The sequence below is a fragment of the Bacillus cereus group sp. MYBK220-1 genome (assembly GCF_051916445.1).
Lineage (GTDB): Bacteria > Bacillota > Bacilli > Bacillales > Bacillaceae_G > Bacillus_A > Bacillus_A cereus.
This window is the reverse complement of record NZ_JBQAGQ010000003.1, coordinates 167,368-185,413: the sequence shown is the minus strand read 5'-3', so window position 1 is coordinate 185,413 and position 18,046 is coordinate 167,368. Positions and strand designations below refer to the sequence as shown.

Genomic DNA, 18,046 nt, shown 5'->3' with positions numbered 1-18,046 from the left:
ACCAGGGAGGTGAAAAGTATGGCAAACATCAAATCTGCTATCAAACGCGCTAAACTTAGCGAAGAGCGTCGTGCACATAACGCTTCTATCAAGTCTGACATGCGTTCTGCTGTTAAAACTGTAGAAGCTTTAGTTACTAATAACGATCTTGAAAATGCTAAAGAAGCTTTCAAAACTGCTTCTAAAAAACTTGACAAAGCAGCTCGTAAAGGTCTTATCCACCAAAACGCTGCAGCTCGTCAAAAATCTCGCTTAGCGAAACAAGTAAACGCGTAAGGCGTTTAAAAAACGATCCATTTGGATCGTTTTTTTATATACAAAAAAGTTCATGTACTTAGTACATGAACTTTTTTGTGTCATCACATATGATTTAATCGCATTAAGAAAAACTCGAGCACAAGTTTCTTATCCATCTTTCCCGTCTTCATACTATAATCAGCTTCCGCTAATTCTATAATCACTTTTTTTAATTCTTCAAAAGAGAAAAACTTCGTTTGATTCATTGCCAACTTCACGCGATACGGATGTACACCAATATGAGACGCAATTTGATTTTGTCCATAACCACGTTGCTGTAGCTCTTTCACTTGATACAACAAGCGGAATTGACTCACTAATAACGCAAGCAATTTAATCGGCTCTTCCTGCTGCGTAAATAATCCATCCAAAATTTGCATTGCACCTGCAATATCTTTTTTCACCACTTTTTCTGTCAAAGCGAATACATTTTGCTCAACGGATTTTGGCACAAGCTCTGCAACAAGTTTCGTCGTAATCTCTCCACCCATACCAACGTATAACGTTAACTTGTCCATTTCCTTCGCCAACATTGTTACATTACTTCCCACAAGCTCTAGCAACAAACTAACAGCCGCGTTATCAATATGCACATGCACTTCATCTGCACGAGCAACAATCCATTTCTGAACATCCTGTATTTGCATCGCATTTGCTTCTACTACATCTGCTGTTTTCTTTAATAGTTTTGTAATTTTTTTTCGCTCATCAAGTTTTTCGTAAGGCGCAACAAAAACAAGAATAGAAAATGGAGAAGGTTCACCAATGTATTCTTCTAAAATTTTTATATTTTGCTCTAACTTTTCTTTTTGCGAAGTCAAAAATAACGGTGATTTTATTAACAGTACTTTCCGTTCTCCGAAGAAAGGAAGCGTACGCGCATCCTCAACCACATCTTCTAAATACGCTTCTTCTAAATCGTATGTCACAACATTAAACTCTCGATCTTCTTCTTCAAGTGCTTCTGTCGTAATAAGCTTTATCGTTTCATTTATAAAAAAAGCTTCCGTTCCATATAGTAAATATAACGGAGCAAACTGTTTCTTTTTAATTTTTTTATGTATATCACTCATACTTTTTCCTACTCCCTAACTTGGCAATATATATTTATACTAATGCCCTAGCTTTTGTTTTACAAGTACAAAGGAACAGGCTTTATAACCCGTCCCTTTATTTATATTAAACGCCACGCAATAAGCCCCGGGTTTCTTATTGGTGTGCGGTAATCACCTTCCCTTTATTATTCGCAATAAAAATTTGAGTATAAGTGCCAACTGTTAACATGCTTGGAAACGAAAAACTCACATTACTTCATGATTTAAAAGTAGCAAAAAAGCTCGTTTTCTCTTCATATGGAAATTGTAGATTTTTTTCTGACAATATTTTATACTAAAGTGGAATGTTGGGGAGGGATTCTAAATGAATGATTTTGAACAAAACGTTCAAAGTAAACGCAATGACGCTATTGATTCAGGGGTAGGATTTATCGTCTCATTTGGTTTTTTCGCAACACTTTTCATCATTGCAACTGTTATTAAATTTATCGGTTCTTAAAGACTGCCACTTCATGGCAGTCTTCTCTTTTTCATCTATTATGTGTTTTATCATATGTGATTTTACTTTTAAAGGTTCCATTTTCCCCTTTAAAAACATAGGAAATAGCACCTTGCTTGTCCGTGCGCCATATCGCACTCCCCATCTTCTCAAAACGCTCTATCACTTCTTTATGCGGGTGTCCATACCTATTCTGCTTACCAACAGATATAATCGCTACACGAGGCTGCATGACGTTCAAAAAAGGCTCTATAGATGACGTATTACTCCCATGATGAGCAACTTTTAAAACATCCACTTGTAAATCTGGATATGCCTCTACTAAAATCTTTTCCCCTTCTTCTTCCAAATCGCCTGTAAATAGCCACTTCAACCCTCCAAATTTTGCCCATATTACAATTGAAGCGTTATTTTCGCTTTTTTCTTTTCCTTTTGGAGCTAAAACGAAAAATTCCGCTTCATTTACACTCCAACTCGCCCCTTCCCCCACTTCAGTTATTTTCATTTCCTTTTCTAATGCCTGTTTCTTGACTACTTTTTCTAATACTGCATCTTTTCCCTTTCGGCCAAATACCACTTCTTTTACAGGTATATATGATAATAATTCTTGTGCAGCACCTATATGATCTGCATCTCCATGCGTTACGATTAATTTATCAATTGTTTTAATACCTTCTTTTTGTAAAAAGGGTATTAAAACATCATTCCCAACAGAAAATTCATGCTTTTTTTGTTGCCATTCTTCCTTATTCACACGAAGCGTTCCACCTGTATCAATAAGATAAATCCCTTTATCATACGGAAGGCGAATTAATATTGCATCACCTTGTCCAACATCAATAAATGTTACACTTCCGCTTCCTCTAAAATATGGATATATATAATGACATGTGCTAATAAAAAGAAATACACTTGCAACTATACAAACTATTTTTTTCGGCGCTCTTCTTTCCCAAACCATCAATATGCTGACAATACTCGCGCAATATACAGCTACAAGATTGAGGGGCGTTTCCCCGAAGATAAGCTGGGTAAATGGTAAACTTTCACAATAACTTAGAAAATCATTAGACATACTCAAGCCTATTGATAATACATCGGCAAATCCTTTTGCGAGAAACGGGACAATTGGCATACACAGTAAAATAATAATGCTACATGGTAATACAATGATAGATAAAAACGGAACGTATAAGAGATTGAGGAGAATGCTATATGGAGAAAAATAACCAAAGTGATATAACAAAATCGGAGTACTAACGAGCTGTGAAATGATAGAAATATAAATAGAATTCCGGATTACTCCGTTGCTACTCCCTAACAATAACGGAGCAGACAAAAGTAAAGCGAAGCTACCTACAAAAGAAAACTGAAATCCAATATTAAAAACAAGATAAGGGTCATATATAAGCATGCATATAGCTGTTACACTTAAAGCATCTAAACTAGACAAACGAATCGAGCACATAAAAGCAATCAACATCAAAACTCCTGTTATAGAAGCTCTTATAACAGAGGGTGACGCCCCTGCTAAAACCATATACAAAGGAATACAAACGATAAGGCAAATTGTTGCTACCTCCCTTGTCACACCGCTTCTTAGCAAAATAAAATATACTATTACCATTAACAATACAATGTGCGAACCTGAAATTGCTAACAAATGTACAAGACCAAATTGTTGATATTGCTCTTCCACTTCAAACGTCATTTGTTGTCTATCACCAAATAGTAATGCATTCATAAAAGCACCTGATTGCTCTGGAAACATTTCTGTAACTTTCGAGATTGCTTGTTGCCTCAAAAGAAGAATCCATTGCGTAAGCGACAGTGATGTTTTATAGCATTCAGAAATATATGTAGCCTCAAATGTGAAATGAATATGTTGTTTGTATAAATAATCACGGTAATTAAAACCATGAAAATTCCGAGCTGTTTCCGGTTCTTTCCTCTCACCCTCGAATACACATGATATCCCTGCGTATAATTGTTGCATTTTTTTCTTTTCCAAAGCTGATTTTATTCTATAACTTAACTGCACTATATTTTTATTCTGATCTTCAAATTGAAAAGATAGGCGATCCCCATTAACAAGTGGTGTATTTTGTATAACCCCTCTTGTAACTCCATAGGACTCCCCTAGAGGCTTATTCCACGTTTGAACATAGGAAGTGTATATAACGCTACTAAAGCACGCTACAATACAAAAAATGAAGGTTTTACGCGAAGTGCGATATAAACAGAAGAAAACATTTAAAAAGAGGCAAAAAACTATCAATAAAAGTGACGAGGAAAAGGCAATTGCAATCCCTATTATAAACGAGATTGCAACATACCCCCATTGTTCTTGCAACTTATACTCACTCCTTATAGCATCATTTTTGCTTTCGTGAATACATGCTGTAATTCTTCCATTGATAAATTATCTTTTTCTAAAGACGCAAATAATTCTTTCAACTCTGTATAACGTTTTTGATCCTCTAATGCAGCAATATCATATTCTAGCGGAACGTGTTTCACTGTTACATTCGCTTGTTCAAATAACTCTATGGCGTATGGATGATTTTTATAATCCTGCGCATAATAAACCGCTGTAATACCACTTTGAATAATTGCCTTACAACATTGTAAACAAGGGAAATGCGTAACGTAAATTTCTGCTTCCTCTGTTTTCGCACCAAACTTGGCACATTGTAATAAAGCATTCATTTCGGCATGAATTGTCCGAACACAATGATTATCGATTACGTAACAACCATCATCTATACAATGTACGCCACCTTTAATTGAACCATTATATCCACCAGCAATAATTCGTTTATCGCGAACGATTGTCGCTCCTACCGCAAGCCTTGTACATGTACTACGCAAAGATAGTAGATGGCTTTGCGTCATAAAATATTGATCCCATGAAATTCGTTCCATATTTTTCACCTACTTTTTTGTCTACTTGTAGTGTAGCGAAAGAAGAAAAACTTCGTCAATCTTTTACGGAATAATAATTTGATCTTTTATCTTTTCAAGAGACTTCGCACCAATCCCATCAATCTCTAATAAATCTTCTATTTTCTGAAACGGACCATGTTCTTCTCGATATTTCAAAATACTTTCTGCCTTTCGAGAGCCAATCCCTGTAATTTTTTCTAGTTGTTCTTTCGCCGCTGTATTTATTCGAATCTTGCCATCTTCCTTAGAAGAAGTAAGCACCCCTTGTTCTGATTCATTTTTACTCGGTATATAAAGGAGCATTTGATCTTGTACAATTTGTGCTAAATTCACTTTTTTCATATCTACTTCTGATAAAAAACCACCAGCCTTTTGAACCGCATCCTTTACGCGATCTCCTTCCTTCATTTCATATACCCCTTCTTTACTAACCGCTCCTTTCACATCAATTATAATTGTTCTTTTCTGTTCCTTTGTATCCGATATTTTCGGTTTACCCTTTTTTTCGATTTCCTTCTCTTGTACATTCATTGTAATAGGCGTTCGTTCTACACTCTGATTCGTTTTCCAAAAAACAAGAAAAAGTAAAGTTCCAATAATAGCTACTAAACCTAACCACTTTTTCGGAAAATCCCACATCATTTTACACCTCTAATCATAAATTTATAACATCATTCATATTGTTTAGGAGAAAGCTGTTACGAAGGAGGGATGAAACTTTGAACATAGGAATTATAGGGACAGGAAACATGGGGAATATACTAATCGATGCATTTTTAGAAACCCGTGCTGTCAAACCTTCGTGCCTTACAATCATTAATCGGACGCCTGCAAAAGCATATCATATAAAAGAAAAATACCCTTCTGTTCATATAGCAAAAACAATCCCGGAAGTAATCGAACAATCACAACTTATTTTTATTTGTGTCAAGCCGATAGATATATACCCTATCCTAAAAAAATACGCTGAACATTTTTCTGATGAAACGTGCTTAGTTTCTATTACAAGTCCAATATCTCCATCACAATTAGAGACTCTCGTACCTTGCCACGTCGCGCGTATCATTCCAAGTATCACAAATCGCGCGCTCTCTGGCGCCTCACTATTTACATTTGGAGATAATTGCTCTGAAGAATGGCAACAAAAACTACTTCGTCTATTCAAAAACATTTCTACACCTCTTGTAATAGAAGAAGATATAACGCGCGTTTCATCTGATATAGCAAGTTGCGGTCCTGCTTTCTTTAGTTATTTACTACAATGCTTCATTAACGCTGCTGTAGATAAAACAAATATTACACACGAAGAGGCTACTACTTTAGTAAGTGAAATGGTCGTGGGGATGGGGAAATTACTTGAAAAAGAAATCTTCACATTACCTACCTTACAAGAAAAGGTTTGCGTGAAAGGCGGCGTTACTGGGGAAGGCATTCGGGTTTTAGAAGAGCACGTTGGAGATATGTTCCATAAGTTAATCGAGCGAACACATGAAAAATTTGATGAAGATTTAGAATGCGTTGATCAGCAATTCAATAAACACACATAATAAATACGTCATTTTCATTCCAAATCCTTTTTATAAATACTTACTTTTTTACAATACATTTTCACTTCAACTACTATTCCCGCACTTTACTCATACGATCTTCAGATTATGCTAGAACTAAAAATACATCTTCTTTATAAAACAAAAGCAACCTTCTCGGTTGCTTTTGTTTTATCCGTTTTTCTTCGCCATGAAGAAAATACGCTCTGTTTGTTCTGTAACTTCAAGTCGCTCAAAATCACCTGTTACACGAAGCACTGTAAAACCTGCTTCTTCAAGCCATTTCGTTAACTCTTCCACTTGATATGCACGTTGCACGTGACATTCGTCAAACCGATGGTACACATCTTCTTCCGGATCTTGAACAAAGAATGTTAAATCATGCTCTACACTATTTGATTCTTCACCAGGGAAGCAATTCCAAATAAGAGATATTTCTTCTCCATTCACTGTATACGTTTCATTTTGAAATACATGATGTATTTTATATAAAGAATGTACATCAAATAAAAACAAACCATCTTGACGTAAATGGTGAAATACTCTTCTAAATGTTTCTTGTACTCCATCTTCTTGCAATACATAATTTAATGAATCACAAAAGATGGTTACACAATCAAACTCACCTGGAACATCAAGCTCTCGCATGTCTTGTTGATAAAAAGGAATAAAGTATCCCTCTCCTCCTAGTTTTTGCTGAGCGACTGTTAACATTTCTTCTGAAAGATCGACACCTATTAAATCGTAACCCTTTTGCACAAGCGGCAGGGTTACATTACCCGTACCGCATGCTACATCAAGAATTTTTGCCTCTTTCATATCTGCCTGCTGTAAACTTTCCTCTGTAAATTCCACCCATTTATCATAAGGGACATCATTCATTAGTTCGTCGTACAACAATGCAAATTGTTCGTATTTCATTGGCCTAACTCTTCTGTAATATCTTCACGTGGCACATCGCCCCATAGACGCTCTAAATTATAGTGATTACGCTCATCTTTATGGAATACATGAGCAACTACATCTCCAAGATCAACTAATACCCAACGTGCTTCGTCAAACCCTTCCATACGTTGTACGTCGATTTGGAACTCATGTGCTTTTGATTTAATTTCACGTGCAATTGCTTGCACTTGTTTGTCTGAATTCCCGTGACAAATAATGAAATAATCTGCAATTGGTGAAATACCTTGCATATTTAGGACAACCATATCCTCTGCTCTCTTATCATCAGCTGCTTTTGCCGCTAATACTAATAAATCTTTATCGTTCATTTACTCATTTCCTCCTTGATAACTGCATTGTATGTTTGGAATGTTAATGGATAAATCGTCTGATCTTTTTCCATTAAAAATTGAATTGTTCTCTTTAACGCAAATAATAAAGCTTGATTTATATCCGTATATGCGAGTTTACGAGCCTCTTCCACTCCTGGAAACTTTCGCCCAGGTTCAATGTAATCAGCTACATAAATCACTTTATCTAACATCGTCATATTCTCATGACCACTTGTATGATATGTAATAGCTTGCAAAATTTCAGAATCCGTAATGCCTACTTCTTTTTCTACTAAGTATGCCCCAACAGGTGCATGCCATAACTCTTTGTTATAGCAAAGTAAATCTTTCGGCAAATCTTCACGTTTAATAATCTCTTCCATCTCTGAAATCGCTCTACATTTCGCATAATCATGGAATATAGCTGCCATCTCTGCTTTTTTTTCGTCCACACCGTATAACTTAGCAAGCTCAATCGCTGTCTCCATTACACCAATTGTGTGTATATAACGTTTTTCATGCATTTGTTGTTTGACAATATGCAGTGCATTCTCACGATTCATACAACCCATTCCTCTCGATATATACCTGTACTTTTTCGGGAAGTAAATATTTACACGTTTTCTTCTCCTTATATCTCTCACGTAATAAGGATGAAGAAACTGCAAATTCCGGAATTTCCACTGTAGTAATCTTATATGGTGTATGCAATGTATACCCAGGTCTTGCAACTCCAACAAACGTTACAAGATTAAGTAAAGCTTCAATGTTATACCACTTCGGTAAATACTCAACCATATCCCCACCAATAATAAAGTGAAACTGCACATCCGGATACTTCTTCGTCAATTGTAACATAGTGTCATACGTATAAGATGGGCCCTTCCTACTTAGCTCTTCTAAACAAATAGAAAAGTGCTCTTCTGCCTCAGTCGCGAGCTCTAACATATGTAAACGACTTTCTACACTTGTAATATTCCGCCCTTGTTTATGTGGCGGAATCTGGTTTGGCAAGAACCATACTTCTTCCAAGTTCAAAGCGTGATATACTTCATTTGCAATTAGCAAATGTCCATAGTGAGGCGGATCAAATGTACCGCCAATGATGCCAATTTTTCTCAAAAGAAACGCCCCTTCCTTTTACATACAGCAACTCTCCTCGGTTAGGAATGAAGAGAGTTGCTATTAATAAAAGTTCAATTGGTTTCGCTCTCTACATCATTACGCATAAACGATAAAAATAGCGCATGCTAGTCTTTTTATCGAGGAAGCTTAATTTGTTTATTTTCTCTTGATTCTTTGTATAAAACGATTGTGCTTCCAATTACTTGAACGATTTCAGCACGTGCACCTTTTGCAAGTTCTTCCGCAACCTCACGGCGATCAAATTCACAGTTTTGTAATACACTTACTTTAAATAACTCACGAGCTTCTAAAGTATCTGCGATTTGTTTAATCATATTTTCATTTACTCCGCCTTTTCCTACTTGAAAAATTGGTGTTAAATGATGTGCTTGTGCACGTAAAAATCTTTTTTGTTTTCCTGTTAACATATATGTTAGCCTCCAAGCTTTTCTATAACTAATTGTTTCATTCTCTCGATATTTGGCGTGCGTCCTGTCCACATTTCAAATGCAAGTGCTCCTTGATAAACAAACATATCAATACCATTTTGAATGATTGCACCTTGCTCTTTTGCCTCACATAAAATTTTCGTTTCAAATGGATTATAAATTATATCTGATACAATCGTTCCTTTTTTTAACGAACAAATTTGTAATGGCGTATGTTCTACGTGTGGATGCATACCTATCGTTGTCGTCTGAATGATAATATCATAATTTCCTTGTTCTTCTGTCGCTTTTTCTAACGACAAAGCAACAGAATTAACATCGGCCGTACGTGCAGCAATAAGTTCCTTTGCCTTATCTACTGTACGATTGGCTACATCAATCTCTTTTACACCTACATCAGCAAGAGAAAAATAAATAGCTCGGCTAGCACCACCTGAACCAAGTAACAAAATACGTTTCCCTTGAAGTGGTTCATTACTAATTGACTGCAACGCTCGAACAAAACCAATCCCGTCTGTATTATAGCCAATTAATCTTCCATCCTTATGAACCACTGTATTTACTGCACCGATTTTCCTTGCCAATGGGTCAATCTCATCCAAATACTCCATAATAGCAACCTTGTGCGGAGTTGTTACATTAAATCCTGAAATACCTAATGCTTTTAAACCTCTTACTGCTTCCCCTAGCAATTCCTCTTCAACAAGGAACGCATGATAATGGGCATCCATATTCAAGTGTTCAAATGCATCGTTATGCATAACGGGTGATAATGAATGTCCAATTGGATTTCCGATTACACCATATAATTGTTTCATAAATCCCTCTCCATATTAAATTAAAGATTTACGTAGTGAAACACTTACTCCTTTTGGTACGTGTGCAACAATTTTTGCTCCTGGTTCGTTCACAGTAACCCATCCTAATCCAGAGAATACAACATCCGTTTTAGGTTCACGAATATTAAATTCGTATTTCACTAGCTCAGGCATATTTGCTAATTCTTCTGGCGTTGGTGGGCTTAGTAAATCCCCGGCATGATTTTTATATAATTCATCTGCTTTCTCAAGCTTTGTACGATGGATTGTTAAGCGATTCGAGAAGTGACAAGTAAATGCACGACGACCACCACTTACATAATCAAAACGTGCCAATCCACTAAAGAATAACGTTTGTTCTTCATTTAATTGGAATACCATCGGCTTAATTTCTTTTGTTGGTGTAATAAGCTTTAAGCTTTGCTTTCCAACATAATGAGCCATTTGGTGGTGGTTAATAATACCTGGCGTATCATATAAAGAAGACTCTTCGTCCAATGGAATATCAATTAAATCAAGTGTTGTTCCTGGGAAATGAGATGTTGTAATTACATTTTCAGTCTCATCACTAAATTCTTTAATCATACGATTAATAAATGTCGATTTCCCTACATTCGTACATCCAACAACATAAACATCTTTGCCGCCGCGATAATACTCAATAGCATCTGCTAGTTCAGCGATTCCTTGTCCCTTCGCTGCACTAATTAAAAAGACATCTTCTGGTTTTAATCCTAGCTGCTTTGCACTATAGCGCATCCAATGTTTTACTTTATCATGTTTTACTGACTTTGGAATTAAATCAGCTTTATTTCCAACAAGTAATACTTTATTATTCCCTACGAAACGATGTAAGCCAGGTAACCAGCTACCATTAAAATCAAAAATATCTACAATTTTGACTACTAATGCATCTGATTTTCCAATTCCATTTAAAATGCGTAGGAAGTCATCATCTGTTAACGATACATCTTGAATTTCATTGTAATGCTTCAAGCGAAAACAACGTTGACAAATAACTTGTTCTTTCTCTAAAGATGAGGCAGGAGCATACCCCACTTCGTTTTTATTTTCTGTTTGAATTTCTACACCGCAACCAATACATTTAATTGTTTCAGTCAAACTTTATTCCTCCCAGTTAATTAAACCTTTTTTCTTCATATTTTTCATAATTCTTCGTTCAATTTTTCGATTAAAGCGCGTTACTAATCCGTCCGTTTGTGCTACCGGTACAACTAAAATTGTATGAAGGCCTACTCGGTTGCCACCAAGCACGTCCGTCAGTAACTGATCTCCAATTACTACAACTTCATCTGGCTGCAAACGCATCTCTTGTATCGCACGCTTAAATGCGCGAACAAATGGTTTACGTGCACTATGAATAAATGGAATACCTAATGGATCAGCAAAATCTTTTACACGTTGCTCATTATTATTTGAAACGACCGTTACTTGAATGCCTTGCTCTTTCATTTCCAAAAACCATTTTTCAAGTTGCGGTGTTGCATTGGGACGATCCCATTCAATTAAAGTGTTATCTAAGTCAGTAATAACACCTTTAATCCCACGTTTTTTTAAATCTTCTGGTTGAACATGATATACATTTTTCACATATTCATTTGGTAAAAATAGTTTCAATTTCTTTCACCTCTTTGAGGATTTTTCATAAAATTTTTCGACAACATTTTTCGATATATAACCTGTGGATAAAATTGTACACATTTTCCACATTAATTTTTCAGTTAATTTGGAATTTACTAACAAACTATACACACTTTATCCACCTAGGTATGTGGATAACCACTCGTTTGTGACTGTCATATTTTTTTGGTACATTAAATGCATCAACGAATCAATCCTTATATTATTAGGAGGTGACTCACCTTGAAAACAAAACATATGGAACAGTTATCCACTGAGTTACTCACTGAGTCTTATTATAAAGCAAAAGAACTAAAATTAAATCCCGACTTCATTTTACTTATAAAACAAGAAATCATTAGACGCTCATTAGAGGACAAGCTTGTCAAATCATCTTGATTACATATAAAGTGAAAGTTTAATCAGCCCTTACCAATTAAACAGTTAAAGGATAATTTATTGGATGCCCTGTAAAAAGAGCCATCCTACGATGGCTCTCGAATAAACAAGTACTCCCATCTAGGGGATTTCATCATTAAGTATCTTTGCCCATAACTCTTACTTACGGTTATAAAAGCTTTTCTTTATTTATGAGCTAAGCGAGTAGCTATTTTTTCACCAAGACGAAGCTCTTGTCCACTCTTTAATTCCTGCACTACTTCTATCATATCTTTTTCAAACAATAACACAACTGTTGAACCAAATGTAAAGTATGCCATTTCTTCACCTTTTTGAACAGTGTCTCTCTCATGCAAAAGCTCAATACTATTAACAAACATGGCCCCTACTTTTACAAGAGCCATATGCTCGCCATCACTGCTTACTTCTGTAACAGAACGATAATTTTTTGACAGTGGTTCTTTCCCGTATTCCATACCAGCTGCATTTACCGGATATGATTTTCTACCGAGTACAAATCTTTCAGTCACAGAACCAGAAAGCGGACTATGAATGCGATGATAATGACTTGGACTCAAATAAATTACCATATATGTACCGCCTGCATATCGCGTTGCACGTTCTTCATTACCTAGCATATCCACAATTGAATAGCGCTTTCCTTTAATATCAAATGTTTTTGTATCCTCAATAGGACCATGATCTGCAAAAACACCATCAACAGGACTAACGATACTCGATGCATCTGTATCAATACTACGCTTTCCTTCTTTTAGCTTACGCGTAAATAATTCATGCAATGTTCTATATTCCTTCAAACCCTTTTCCATCTCATCTTGATTAATTTGAAAAACTTTCGCATACGATGGAATAATGATAGAGCTCAAACGAGATTGTGCAAATTTACGTAATATATAAGAAGTAAAGCGACCATTTGTAAGTTCTATCATAAGTCGATATAATGTACGTCGCAAATTGCGAAACCCCCTAATCAGTCTATAACTTTAGTTTTCCCTTCTTTTCTTTCTATATCATATGTAAAATTGGTTCTTATTCCCACATATCATATAAAGCAGCCTTATTATATATACAGAAAACTAAGTATGGTATTATTCTTAAATTATTTAGCACCTTCTAATATTACAGATAGAATCCGTCATTTTCAACAGTGAACATGTATTTCTTCTTAGCATAACGCGTTTTCTTTTCTTATTTACAATAAGAAAAGCAGCCCATTTTAAATATGGCTGCTTCTAATACACTTTACTCTTTCGCTTTTTTCTCTTTCTCTGCCCTGACAAACTCGTGGAACATTTTCATTAAAGCACGCTTTTCAATCCGTGATACGTAGCTTCTAGAAATACCAAGCGCCTTAGCGATTTCCCGCTGTGTTTTCTCCTTATCTAGCCCAAGTCCAAAACGTTTCACAATCACTTCTTTTTCTCTTTCGTCTAAAATATCGATATACTCTTTAATTTTTTCTAACTCCATACTAAGCTGAATCATATCAATTACATCTTCAGACTCTGATTTTAATATATCAATAAGCGATATTTCATTGCCCTCTTTATCTTGCCCGATCGGATCATGAAGTGAAACATCTTTTTTCGTTTTCTTTAGTACACGTAAATGCATCAAAATTTCATTTTCAATACAGCGTGCTGCATACGTCGCAAGCTTCGTTCCCTTTCCTGCAGAATAGCTCTCGATCGCTTTAATGAGCCCAATCGTACCAATTGAAATTAAATCTTCTGCATCTTCTCCTGTGTTCTCAAATTTTTTAACGATATGAGCTACAAGCCGTAAATTATGTTCAATTAAAAGATTTCTCGCTTGAGCATCACCTTGCTCCATTAACTCTAAGTACTTTCTCTCATCATCTGATGATAACGGCTGCGGGAACGCATTATTCTTCACATAAGAAACAAAGACAAACACTTCTCGAACCATATATCCAATTGCGGCGAATAGACTCAAACCTTTCACCTCCGCCAAAATAGTGGTCTTTATTATGTGTATGTGGGCGTGAGGTTGTTTGTGTCTGTACAGTTTATTTATAAAACTCAACACTTCCAACATTTAAAATATTTTATTGTTATATTATAATTATATAAAATTGTTATTTATATATGAATATGCTATTAAAGGGGACATTATTCATGATTACATTAGAACGATTATTAAATGTAACAATTTATTTAGGGGTATTTTTACTTTTCATTTCGTTCATTACTTTTGTTATTAAAAGAGGGCCTGATTTATTATTTTTTCAATTTGGAATTTCTTTATTTTTTGGAGCTCAAATTATAACTGGAATAAAATTTTTTCATAACTATGGTTTCTCGTTTCACTCAAAACTAGAACTACTTATCTTTATTTTCTATGTAATTGGAATTATTACATGTATACTATTGTTCTTTCATTTTCAAAATCTGTATCGAATTTTTTTATTAATTTGTAGTTTTTTATTTTTAACTGGATCCAATTATTACTTTAAAGAAACATTAAATTTTAGTAAAAAAATTCCAAAGCAACATAAAACTTTTTTAAGTACACAAGAAGACTCTTTTCCAAAAGAAGTCCGTAAATTTTCAGAGGATTACAATAATATAATAAGGAATGACTTTTATGAAATACCGATGATTCCTACTGAATTACAGATTACAAGCAAAAAAGATTCTTCACATAGTACATCTTTCTTAGTTGAACTTCATAATAGCGAGAATGAAATTACTGATGACTCTGTACAATTAACTCCATCAGACCGTTTTTATGTGCTGTTAAATACACAAAAAACAAAAATATCAAAAATAGTATATGAAGGGCAGAATTTTTTCACATTTACAGTCACACTAAAGGCTCTTAATTTACAGCAAGAACCAGAAATTCATAATATGTTTTTAGAAATAGATAAACGTAGAGCGATGAATCTTCTTAATTTTGAAATTAAAGCCCATACTAAAGAATGGAAAGTAATATTTAAAAGTGATAGTTCTCATTCCAATCTTCCTATCACATTTACTTTTGAAAAGCGAACAGGCAAATTATAAAAATAAAAAGAGTTATTTTCTTTGAAAAATAACTCTTTTTATTTTACTTACTCCAAATCTTTCTCCCCGCTTGGGCATCAATATAACGAATTTCCCGACTACAATCAAAAGGTTCTTTATGTTTTTCATCTGTCGTTTGTTTGTACAGTAGTTTGTATTTCGTTTCCTCTGCATCATGATCTAAAAACCATTCTAATTTAACTCGGATAGCCGCTCTGTATATTTCTAACGCTTTTTCTTTTATTAATTTTGGTGTTGTTTCATATGTAAGTAATTTTTTTATAAAGTTGCTAGACTCCCCCGAGTAGTGCATAACAGCACCATTTTCTGCATTGATGTTGATCATAAATTGATTATACTCTGCCGGAATATCATTTATATATACAGAAAAGATAAATCTTTCAATCCCATCTTCTGCTTCTTCACGTTCCTCCCAAAGACGCAGATATTGTTTGATATCTGGAATAACTCGTTCTAAAAATTGAAGTGCTTTTTGTAAACATTCCTCTCTAGACAGTATTTGCTTTACTTCTTTATCATCTGTCAGTTTTATAAAACCAGTTAATTCATTGGTTAATTTATCAATTGTAACGCTAACTAAATTATTATATTTCAACATCGGTAAATGCTTTTTAAAGAATTCATTCATTAAATATGGATTCTTTTCTTCTTTCTGTTTTTGTAATTCCTCTTTCGGAACAAATTTCATCCTTATTTCATCATCATTTTCCGTCTCATCTACTTTTGTAAAACCTTCTTTATTCCAGTCAAATAATTCGAATATGTCACCTCGTTCGTTACCTTTTCTCGATTTTCCAACAGCTACAGCCGAAGGCAATTTATAATGATCTGGCTCATATAAATCTTTACCTGTACTTGCATCAATAAACGCATGACTAGGCTCTGGTTCATATACAAGATGGTACCCTTTTACTTCTTCCCCGCTTTCATACTCACATGAAGAGTATGTTAAATCTATAAATACAAGTCTCATATCTTGTCTAGCTTTCAAATTTTCTAAAACGATATTCTCCTCAACAATTTCACTTGGCCATAACGGTTTTTTCTCTATAGCTTTTTGTCCATTGTAATGAAATTGCACAACATTACCTGAAGGGTTCACTCGCACAACGCACCCTGTATTCGGCAATGGATAGCTATTCACTTCTTGCATATAATTTACTTCTTTCCAACCACGCCTGTCGTCCTTAACCGTTACATATGTATAGAATTCATATCCTTCTTTTGTATATTTTTTCAAGAACGCATTTGCAATCTCCCTTGCCTTCTTCTCCTCTATCGCTTCCTTACCACTTGAAAAAGAATTTTCATCATCTATCCTAAACTCAATTAAATTACCAGTATGTCTATTCAATGTAATTTGTATCGTTCTCTCCTGATCCTCTTTATGCTCCCACCATAATAGATGATACGGGTCATCAACCCCTTCTTGATCATCTACAACAAGACTATATTCATCTGGAATGTTAATAATATGAGCCACTCGCTCTTTTCTTTCTTTATCTTTTTGATTCATCATACCGCTCCCTTTATTACATTTTAAGGTAATTATAACAAACAAAACCAAAGAACTATAAAAAAAAGACTAGAGATATCTCTAGTCTTTTACTTCGTCTCACGATGTAACGTTACTCGCTTTAATCGTGGACAATATTTTTTTAGTTCGATGCGTTCTGGATTGTTTCGTTTATTTTTTTTAGAAATGTAATTACGATCGCCACACTCCGTACAAGCTAATGTAATATTTACACGCATATTTAATTCTCCTTTCTTTCAAAGATCGCAAATAAAACGTAATGATTACGATTTATATATTATAAAACTTCATTCTATTTGTCAATTGCAAAAACAAGAAGATTCCATTTAGAATCCCCTTGTTTTTTATAGTTAAATAAATTTTGTCCCGCATTAACGGCCAATAAGACCCCTACTGATTTAAAGTTTCACTTTATTAAAACGATTCGTATGTAACAAACTCACTAATCGGCTTTCGATATCCTCGTGGACGAGTTTTAGTCGTATCACTTTTTCCTATCGTAATCATTAAAACAGGTACTATATGCTCCGGCATATTTAATTCACTTTGTACTGCTTTTTCATCGAAACCAATCATTGGACATGTATCATAGCCATAATATTTAGCTGCGTACATAAAAGTCATCGCGCTTAACGAAGCATTTCTAATCGCTTCATCCTCCATGAAACGCTCTCCTTTTCCTTCATATAAACCTTTCGTTTTCCTAATTGTATCTTCATATTCACATTCATCAATCATCTTTAAAACTTTCATGCCGAAGTAAATATTTTCAACATTTTGGTATGCTTTTTTATCACCACAAACGAACACTACCGCTGATGCACTCGATACTTTATATTGACCGAAAGCTAATTCTTTTAATCTTTCTTTTCGCTCTTGATCACGAATTACAACATAATGTGTGTGCTGCAAATTATAGCAAGATGGAGAAAGCTTAGTTAACTCAAATATTTTTTTAAAATCCTCATCAGGGATTTCTATACCTTGTATAAATTTCATTGCAGAACGTCTAGCAATTGCTAATTCTTCAAAGTTCACCATATATCCTCCTCAATAACTATAAATTTAAATATACATTAATTTATACAAATAGATAAATCAAATAAAAACACTTTAAATCCGAATAATAATTATGATTAACAGCAAAAAAGACAAAAAGCTGAAACAATTAGTTCATACGAAATTCACACGAATCTATTACTATAGAAACTGTACATAGTGAACTTATTAACAATCACGTTTATTAATATAAAATCTTACTCGAAAGGAGTTGAAAGTATGAAAACTAAATATCGCTTTATGATCTCATCATTTGCTGCTTGCGCTTATATGATTTGGTATTTAGTATAATAACGACCTCACTTGCAAATAGGAAAAGGTGTGTA

22 protein-coding genes are annotated in these 18,046 nt (G+C 34.6%); 5 read left to right on the top strand and 17 right to left on the bottom strand.

What is annotated here, in order from left to right; translation table 11 throughout:
* Positions 1–18 precede the first annotated feature (18 nt).
* Positions 19–276: a 30S ribosomal protein S20 gene (gene rpsT, locus ACTFRU_RS14610; RefSeq protein ID WP_001274011.1), complete on the top strand. Its 258-nt coding sequence runs from the start codon at positions 19–21 to the stop codon at positions 274–276.
* 83 nt (positions 277–359) lie between these two features.
* Here rpsT and holA read toward each other — a convergent pair whose 3' ends face one another.
* A complete protein-coding gene (gene holA, locus ACTFRU_RS14605) occupies positions 360–1,370 on the bottom strand; it encodes a DNA polymerase III subunit delta (protein ID WP_001279916.1) in 1,011 nt (336 codons plus the stop codon).
* A gap of 346 nt (positions 1,371–1,716) precedes the next feature.
* Here holA and ACTFRU_RS14600 point away from each other — a divergent pair, with 346 nt between their 5' ends.
* Positions 1,717–1,851 (top strand): YqzM family protein, encoded by a 135-nt coding sequence (locus ACTFRU_RS14600; RefSeq protein WP_000997609.1) that lies wholly within the window; start codon positions 1,717–1,719, stop codon positions 1,849–1,851.
* Positions 1,852–1,882: 31 nt separating this feature from the next.
* On the opposite strand, the gene ACTFRU_RS14595 is transcribed toward ACTFRU_RS14600, so the two are convergent.
* The 3 genes from ACTFRU_RS14595 to ACTFRU_RS14585 all read right to left on the bottom strand — a co-directional run bounded on the left by ACTFRU_RS14595 (position 1,883) and on the right by ACTFRU_RS14585 (position 5,439).
* Positions 1,883–4,204, bottom strand: coding sequence for a DNA internalization-related competence protein ComEC/Rec2 (locus ACTFRU_RS14595; protein ID WP_001157832.1), 2,322 nt, complete (start codon positions 4,202–4,204; stop codon positions 1,883–1,885).
* A gap of 14 nt (positions 4,205–4,218) precedes the next feature.
* A complete protein-coding gene (locus ACTFRU_RS14590; RefSeq protein ID WP_000439769.1) occupies positions 4,219–4,776 on the bottom strand; it encodes a ComE operon protein 2 in 558 nt (185 codons plus the stop codon).
* 63 nt (positions 4,777–4,839) lie between these two features.
* Positions 4,840–5,439: a helix-hairpin-helix domain-containing protein gene (locus ACTFRU_RS14585; RefSeq protein WP_000989937.1), complete on the bottom strand. Its 600-nt coding sequence runs from the start codon at positions 5,437–5,439 to the stop codon at positions 4,840–4,842.
* A 77-nt stretch (positions 5,440–5,516) separates the two neighbouring features.
* On the opposite strand from ACTFRU_RS14585, the gene comER reads away from it, so the two are divergent.
* Positions 5,517–6,344 carry a late competence protein ComER gene (comER, locus tag ACTFRU_RS14580; protein ID WP_001020554.1) on the top strand — a complete coding sequence of 276 codons (828 nt, stop codon included), beginning with the start codon at positions 5,517–5,519 and terminating at the stop codon, positions 6,342–6,344.
* 171 nt (positions 6,345–6,515) lie between these two features.
* On the opposite strand, the gene ACTFRU_RS14575 is transcribed toward comER, so the two are convergent.
* The 8 genes from ACTFRU_RS14575 to ACTFRU_RS14540 form a co-directional block, all read right to left on the bottom strand.
* On the bottom strand, positions 6,516–7,265 hold the full coding sequence (locus ACTFRU_RS14575) for a class I SAM-dependent methyltransferase (protein ID WP_000873069.1): 750 nt from the start codon (positions 7,263–7,265) through the stop codon (positions 6,516–6,518).
* The gene (gene rsfS, locus ACTFRU_RS14570) at positions 7,262–7,618 is read right to left on the bottom strand and encodes a ribosome silencing factor (RefSeq protein ID WP_000998173.1); all 357 of its coding nucleotides are present in this window, start codon (positions 7,616–7,618) and stop codon (positions 7,262–7,264) included. The genes ACTFRU_RS14575 and rsfS overlap by 4 nt, the downstream gene beginning before the upstream one ends.
* Positions 7,615–8,184, bottom strand: coding sequence for a bis(5'-nucleosyl)-tetraphosphatase (symmetrical) YqeK (yqeK, locus tag ACTFRU_RS14565; protein ID WP_001078477.1), 570 nt, complete (start codon positions 8,182–8,184; stop codon positions 7,615–7,617). Before yqeK ends, rsfS begins: the two co-directional genes overlap by 4 nt.
* Positions 8,174–8,743 carry a nicotinate-nucleotide adenylyltransferase gene (gene nadD, locus ACTFRU_RS14560; RefSeq protein WP_001226048.1) on the bottom strand — a complete coding sequence of 190 codons (570 nt, stop codon included), beginning with the start codon at positions 8,741–8,743 and terminating at the stop codon, positions 8,174–8,176. Before nadD ends, yqeK begins: the two co-directional genes overlap by 11 nt.
* A gap of 137 nt (positions 8,744–8,880) precedes the next feature.
* Positions 8,881–9,174 (bottom strand): ribosome assembly RNA-binding protein YhbY, encoded by a 294-nt coding sequence (gene yhbY / locus ACTFRU_RS14555; protein WP_000955224.1) that lies wholly within the window; start codon positions 9,172–9,174, stop codon positions 8,881–8,883.
* Positions 9,175–9,179: 5 nt separating this feature from the next.
* On the bottom strand, positions 9,180–10,013 hold the full coding sequence (aroE, locus tag ACTFRU_RS14550) for a shikimate dehydrogenase (protein ID WP_000812076.1): 834 nt from the start codon (positions 10,011–10,013) through the stop codon (positions 9,180–9,182).
* Positions 10,014–10,028: 15 nt separating this feature from the next.
* Positions 10,029–11,135, bottom strand: coding sequence for a ribosome biogenesis GTPase YqeH (yqeH, locus tag ACTFRU_RS14545; protein WP_000140799.1), 1,107 nt, complete (start codon positions 11,133–11,135; stop codon positions 10,029–10,031).
* 3 nt (positions 11,136–11,138) lie between these two features.
* A complete protein-coding gene (locus ACTFRU_RS14540) occupies positions 11,139–11,651 on the bottom strand; it encodes a YqeG family HAD IIIA-type phosphatase (protein ID WP_000765314.1) in 513 nt (170 codons plus the stop codon).
* Between the two features lie 246 nt (positions 11,652–11,897).
* On the opposite strand from ACTFRU_RS14540, the gene ACTFRU_RS14535 reads away from it, so the two are divergent.
* Entirely contained in the window at positions 11,898–12,053 is a 156-nt protein-coding gene (locus ACTFRU_RS14535) for a sporulation histidine kinase inhibitor Sda (RefSeq protein WP_000850094.1), read from the top strand.
* A gap of 185 nt (positions 12,054–12,238) precedes the next feature.
* Here the strand turns inward: ACTFRU_RS14535 and ACTFRU_RS14530 are convergent, their stop codons facing one another.
* Together ACTFRU_RS14530 and sigK are read right to left on the bottom strand one after the other, a co-directional pair.
* On the bottom strand, positions 12,239–13,027 hold the full coding sequence (locus tag ACTFRU_RS14530) for a phosphatidylserine decarboxylase (RefSeq protein WP_001255000.1): 789 nt from the start codon (positions 13,025–13,027) through the stop codon (positions 12,239–12,241).
* A 289-nt stretch (positions 13,028–13,316) separates the two neighbouring features.
* Positions 13,317–14,030, bottom strand: a complete 714-nt coding sequence (sigK, locus tag ACTFRU_RS14525; protein WP_000051382.1) for an RNA polymerase sporulation sigma factor SigK — start codon at positions 14,028–14,030, stop codon at positions 13,317–13,319.
* A 152-nt stretch (positions 14,031–14,182) separates the two neighbouring features.
* Here sigK and ACTFRU_RS14520 point away from each other — a divergent pair, with 152 nt between their 5' ends.
* A complete protein-coding gene (locus ACTFRU_RS14520) occupies positions 14,183–15,103 on the top strand; it encodes a hypothetical protein (RefSeq protein ID WP_002024823.1) in 921 nt (306 codons plus the stop codon).
* 43 nt (positions 15,104–15,146) lie between these two features.
* Here the strand turns inward: ACTFRU_RS14520 and ACTFRU_RS14515 are convergent, their stop codons facing one another.
* From ACTFRU_RS14515 to ACTFRU_RS14505, 3 genes are all read right to left on the bottom strand, one after another.
* The gene (locus ACTFRU_RS14515) at positions 15,147–16,640 is read right to left on the bottom strand and encodes a YcdB/YcdC domain-containing protein (protein WP_001072094.1); all 1,494 of its coding nucleotides are present in this window, start codon (positions 16,638–16,640) and stop codon (positions 15,147–15,149) included.
* An 89-nt stretch (positions 16,641–16,729) separates the two neighbouring features.
* Entirely contained in the window at positions 16,730–16,879 is a 150-nt protein-coding gene (rpmG, locus tag ACTFRU_RS14510) for a 50S ribosomal protein L33 (RefSeq protein ID WP_001265617.1), read from the bottom strand.
* Positions 16,880–17,075: 196 nt separating this feature from the next.
* The gene (locus ACTFRU_RS14505; RefSeq protein ID WP_000245977.1) at positions 17,076–17,702 is read right to left on the bottom strand and encodes a nitroreductase family protein; all 627 of its coding nucleotides are present in this window, start codon (positions 17,700–17,702) and stop codon (positions 17,076–17,078) included.
* Positions 17,703–18,046: the final 344 nt, after the last annotated feature.

Bases quoted from the DNA above. Each gene is read 5' to 3' on its own strand.
- ACTFRU_RS14590 (WP_000439769.1), bottom strand. From the start codon at position 4,776: ATGGAACGAATTTCATGGGATCAATATTTTATGACGCAAAGCCATCTA.
- yhbY (WP_000955224.1), bottom strand. From the start codon at position 9,174: ATGTTAACAGGAAAACAAAAAAGATTTTTACGTGCACAAGCACATCAT.
- rpsT (WP_001274011.1), top strand. From the start codon at position 19: ATGGCAAACATCAAATCTGCTATCAAACGCGCTAAACTTAGCGAAGAG.
- yqeK (WP_001078477.1), bottom strand. From the start codon at position 8,184: ATGAATCGTGAGAATGCACTGCATATTGTCAAACAACAAATGCATGAA.
- rpmG (WP_001265617.1), bottom strand. From the start codon at position 16,879: ATGCGTGTAAATATTACATTAGCTTGTACGGAGTGTGGCGATCGTAAT.
- ACTFRU_RS14520 (WP_002024823.1), top strand. From the start codon at position 14,183: ATGAATATGCTATTAAAGGGGACATTATTCATGATTACATTAGAACGA.
- rsfS (WP_000998173.1), bottom strand. From the start codon at position 7,618: ATGAACGATAAAGATTTATTAGTATTAGCGGCAAAAGCAGCTGATGAT.
- ACTFRU_RS14505 (WP_000245977.1), bottom strand. From the start codon at position 17,702: ATGGTGAACTTTGAAGAATTAGCAATTGCTAGACGTTCTGCAATGAAA.
- ACTFRU_RS14600 (WP_000997609.1), top strand. From the start codon at position 1,717: ATGAATGATTTTGAACAAAACGTTCAAAGTAAACGCAATGACGCTATT.
- ACTFRU_RS14515 (WP_001072094.1), bottom strand. From the start codon at position 16,640: ATGAATCAAAAAGATAAAGAAAGAAAAGAGCGAGTGGCTCATATTATT.
- aroE (WP_000812076.1), bottom strand. From the start codon at position 10,013: ATGAAACAATTATATGGTGTAATCGGAAATCCAATTGGACATTCATTA.
- holA (WP_001279916.1), bottom strand. From the start codon at position 1,370: ATGAGTGATATACATAAAAAAATTAAAAAGAAACAGTTTGCTCCGTTA.
- ACTFRU_RS14585 (WP_000989937.1), bottom strand. From the start codon at position 5,439: ATGATGTGGGATTTTCCGAAAAAGTGGTTAGGTTTAGTAGCTATTATT.
- ACTFRU_RS14575 (WP_000873069.1), bottom strand. From the start codon at position 7,265: ATGAAATACGAACAATTTGCATTGTTGTACGACGAACTAATGAATGAT.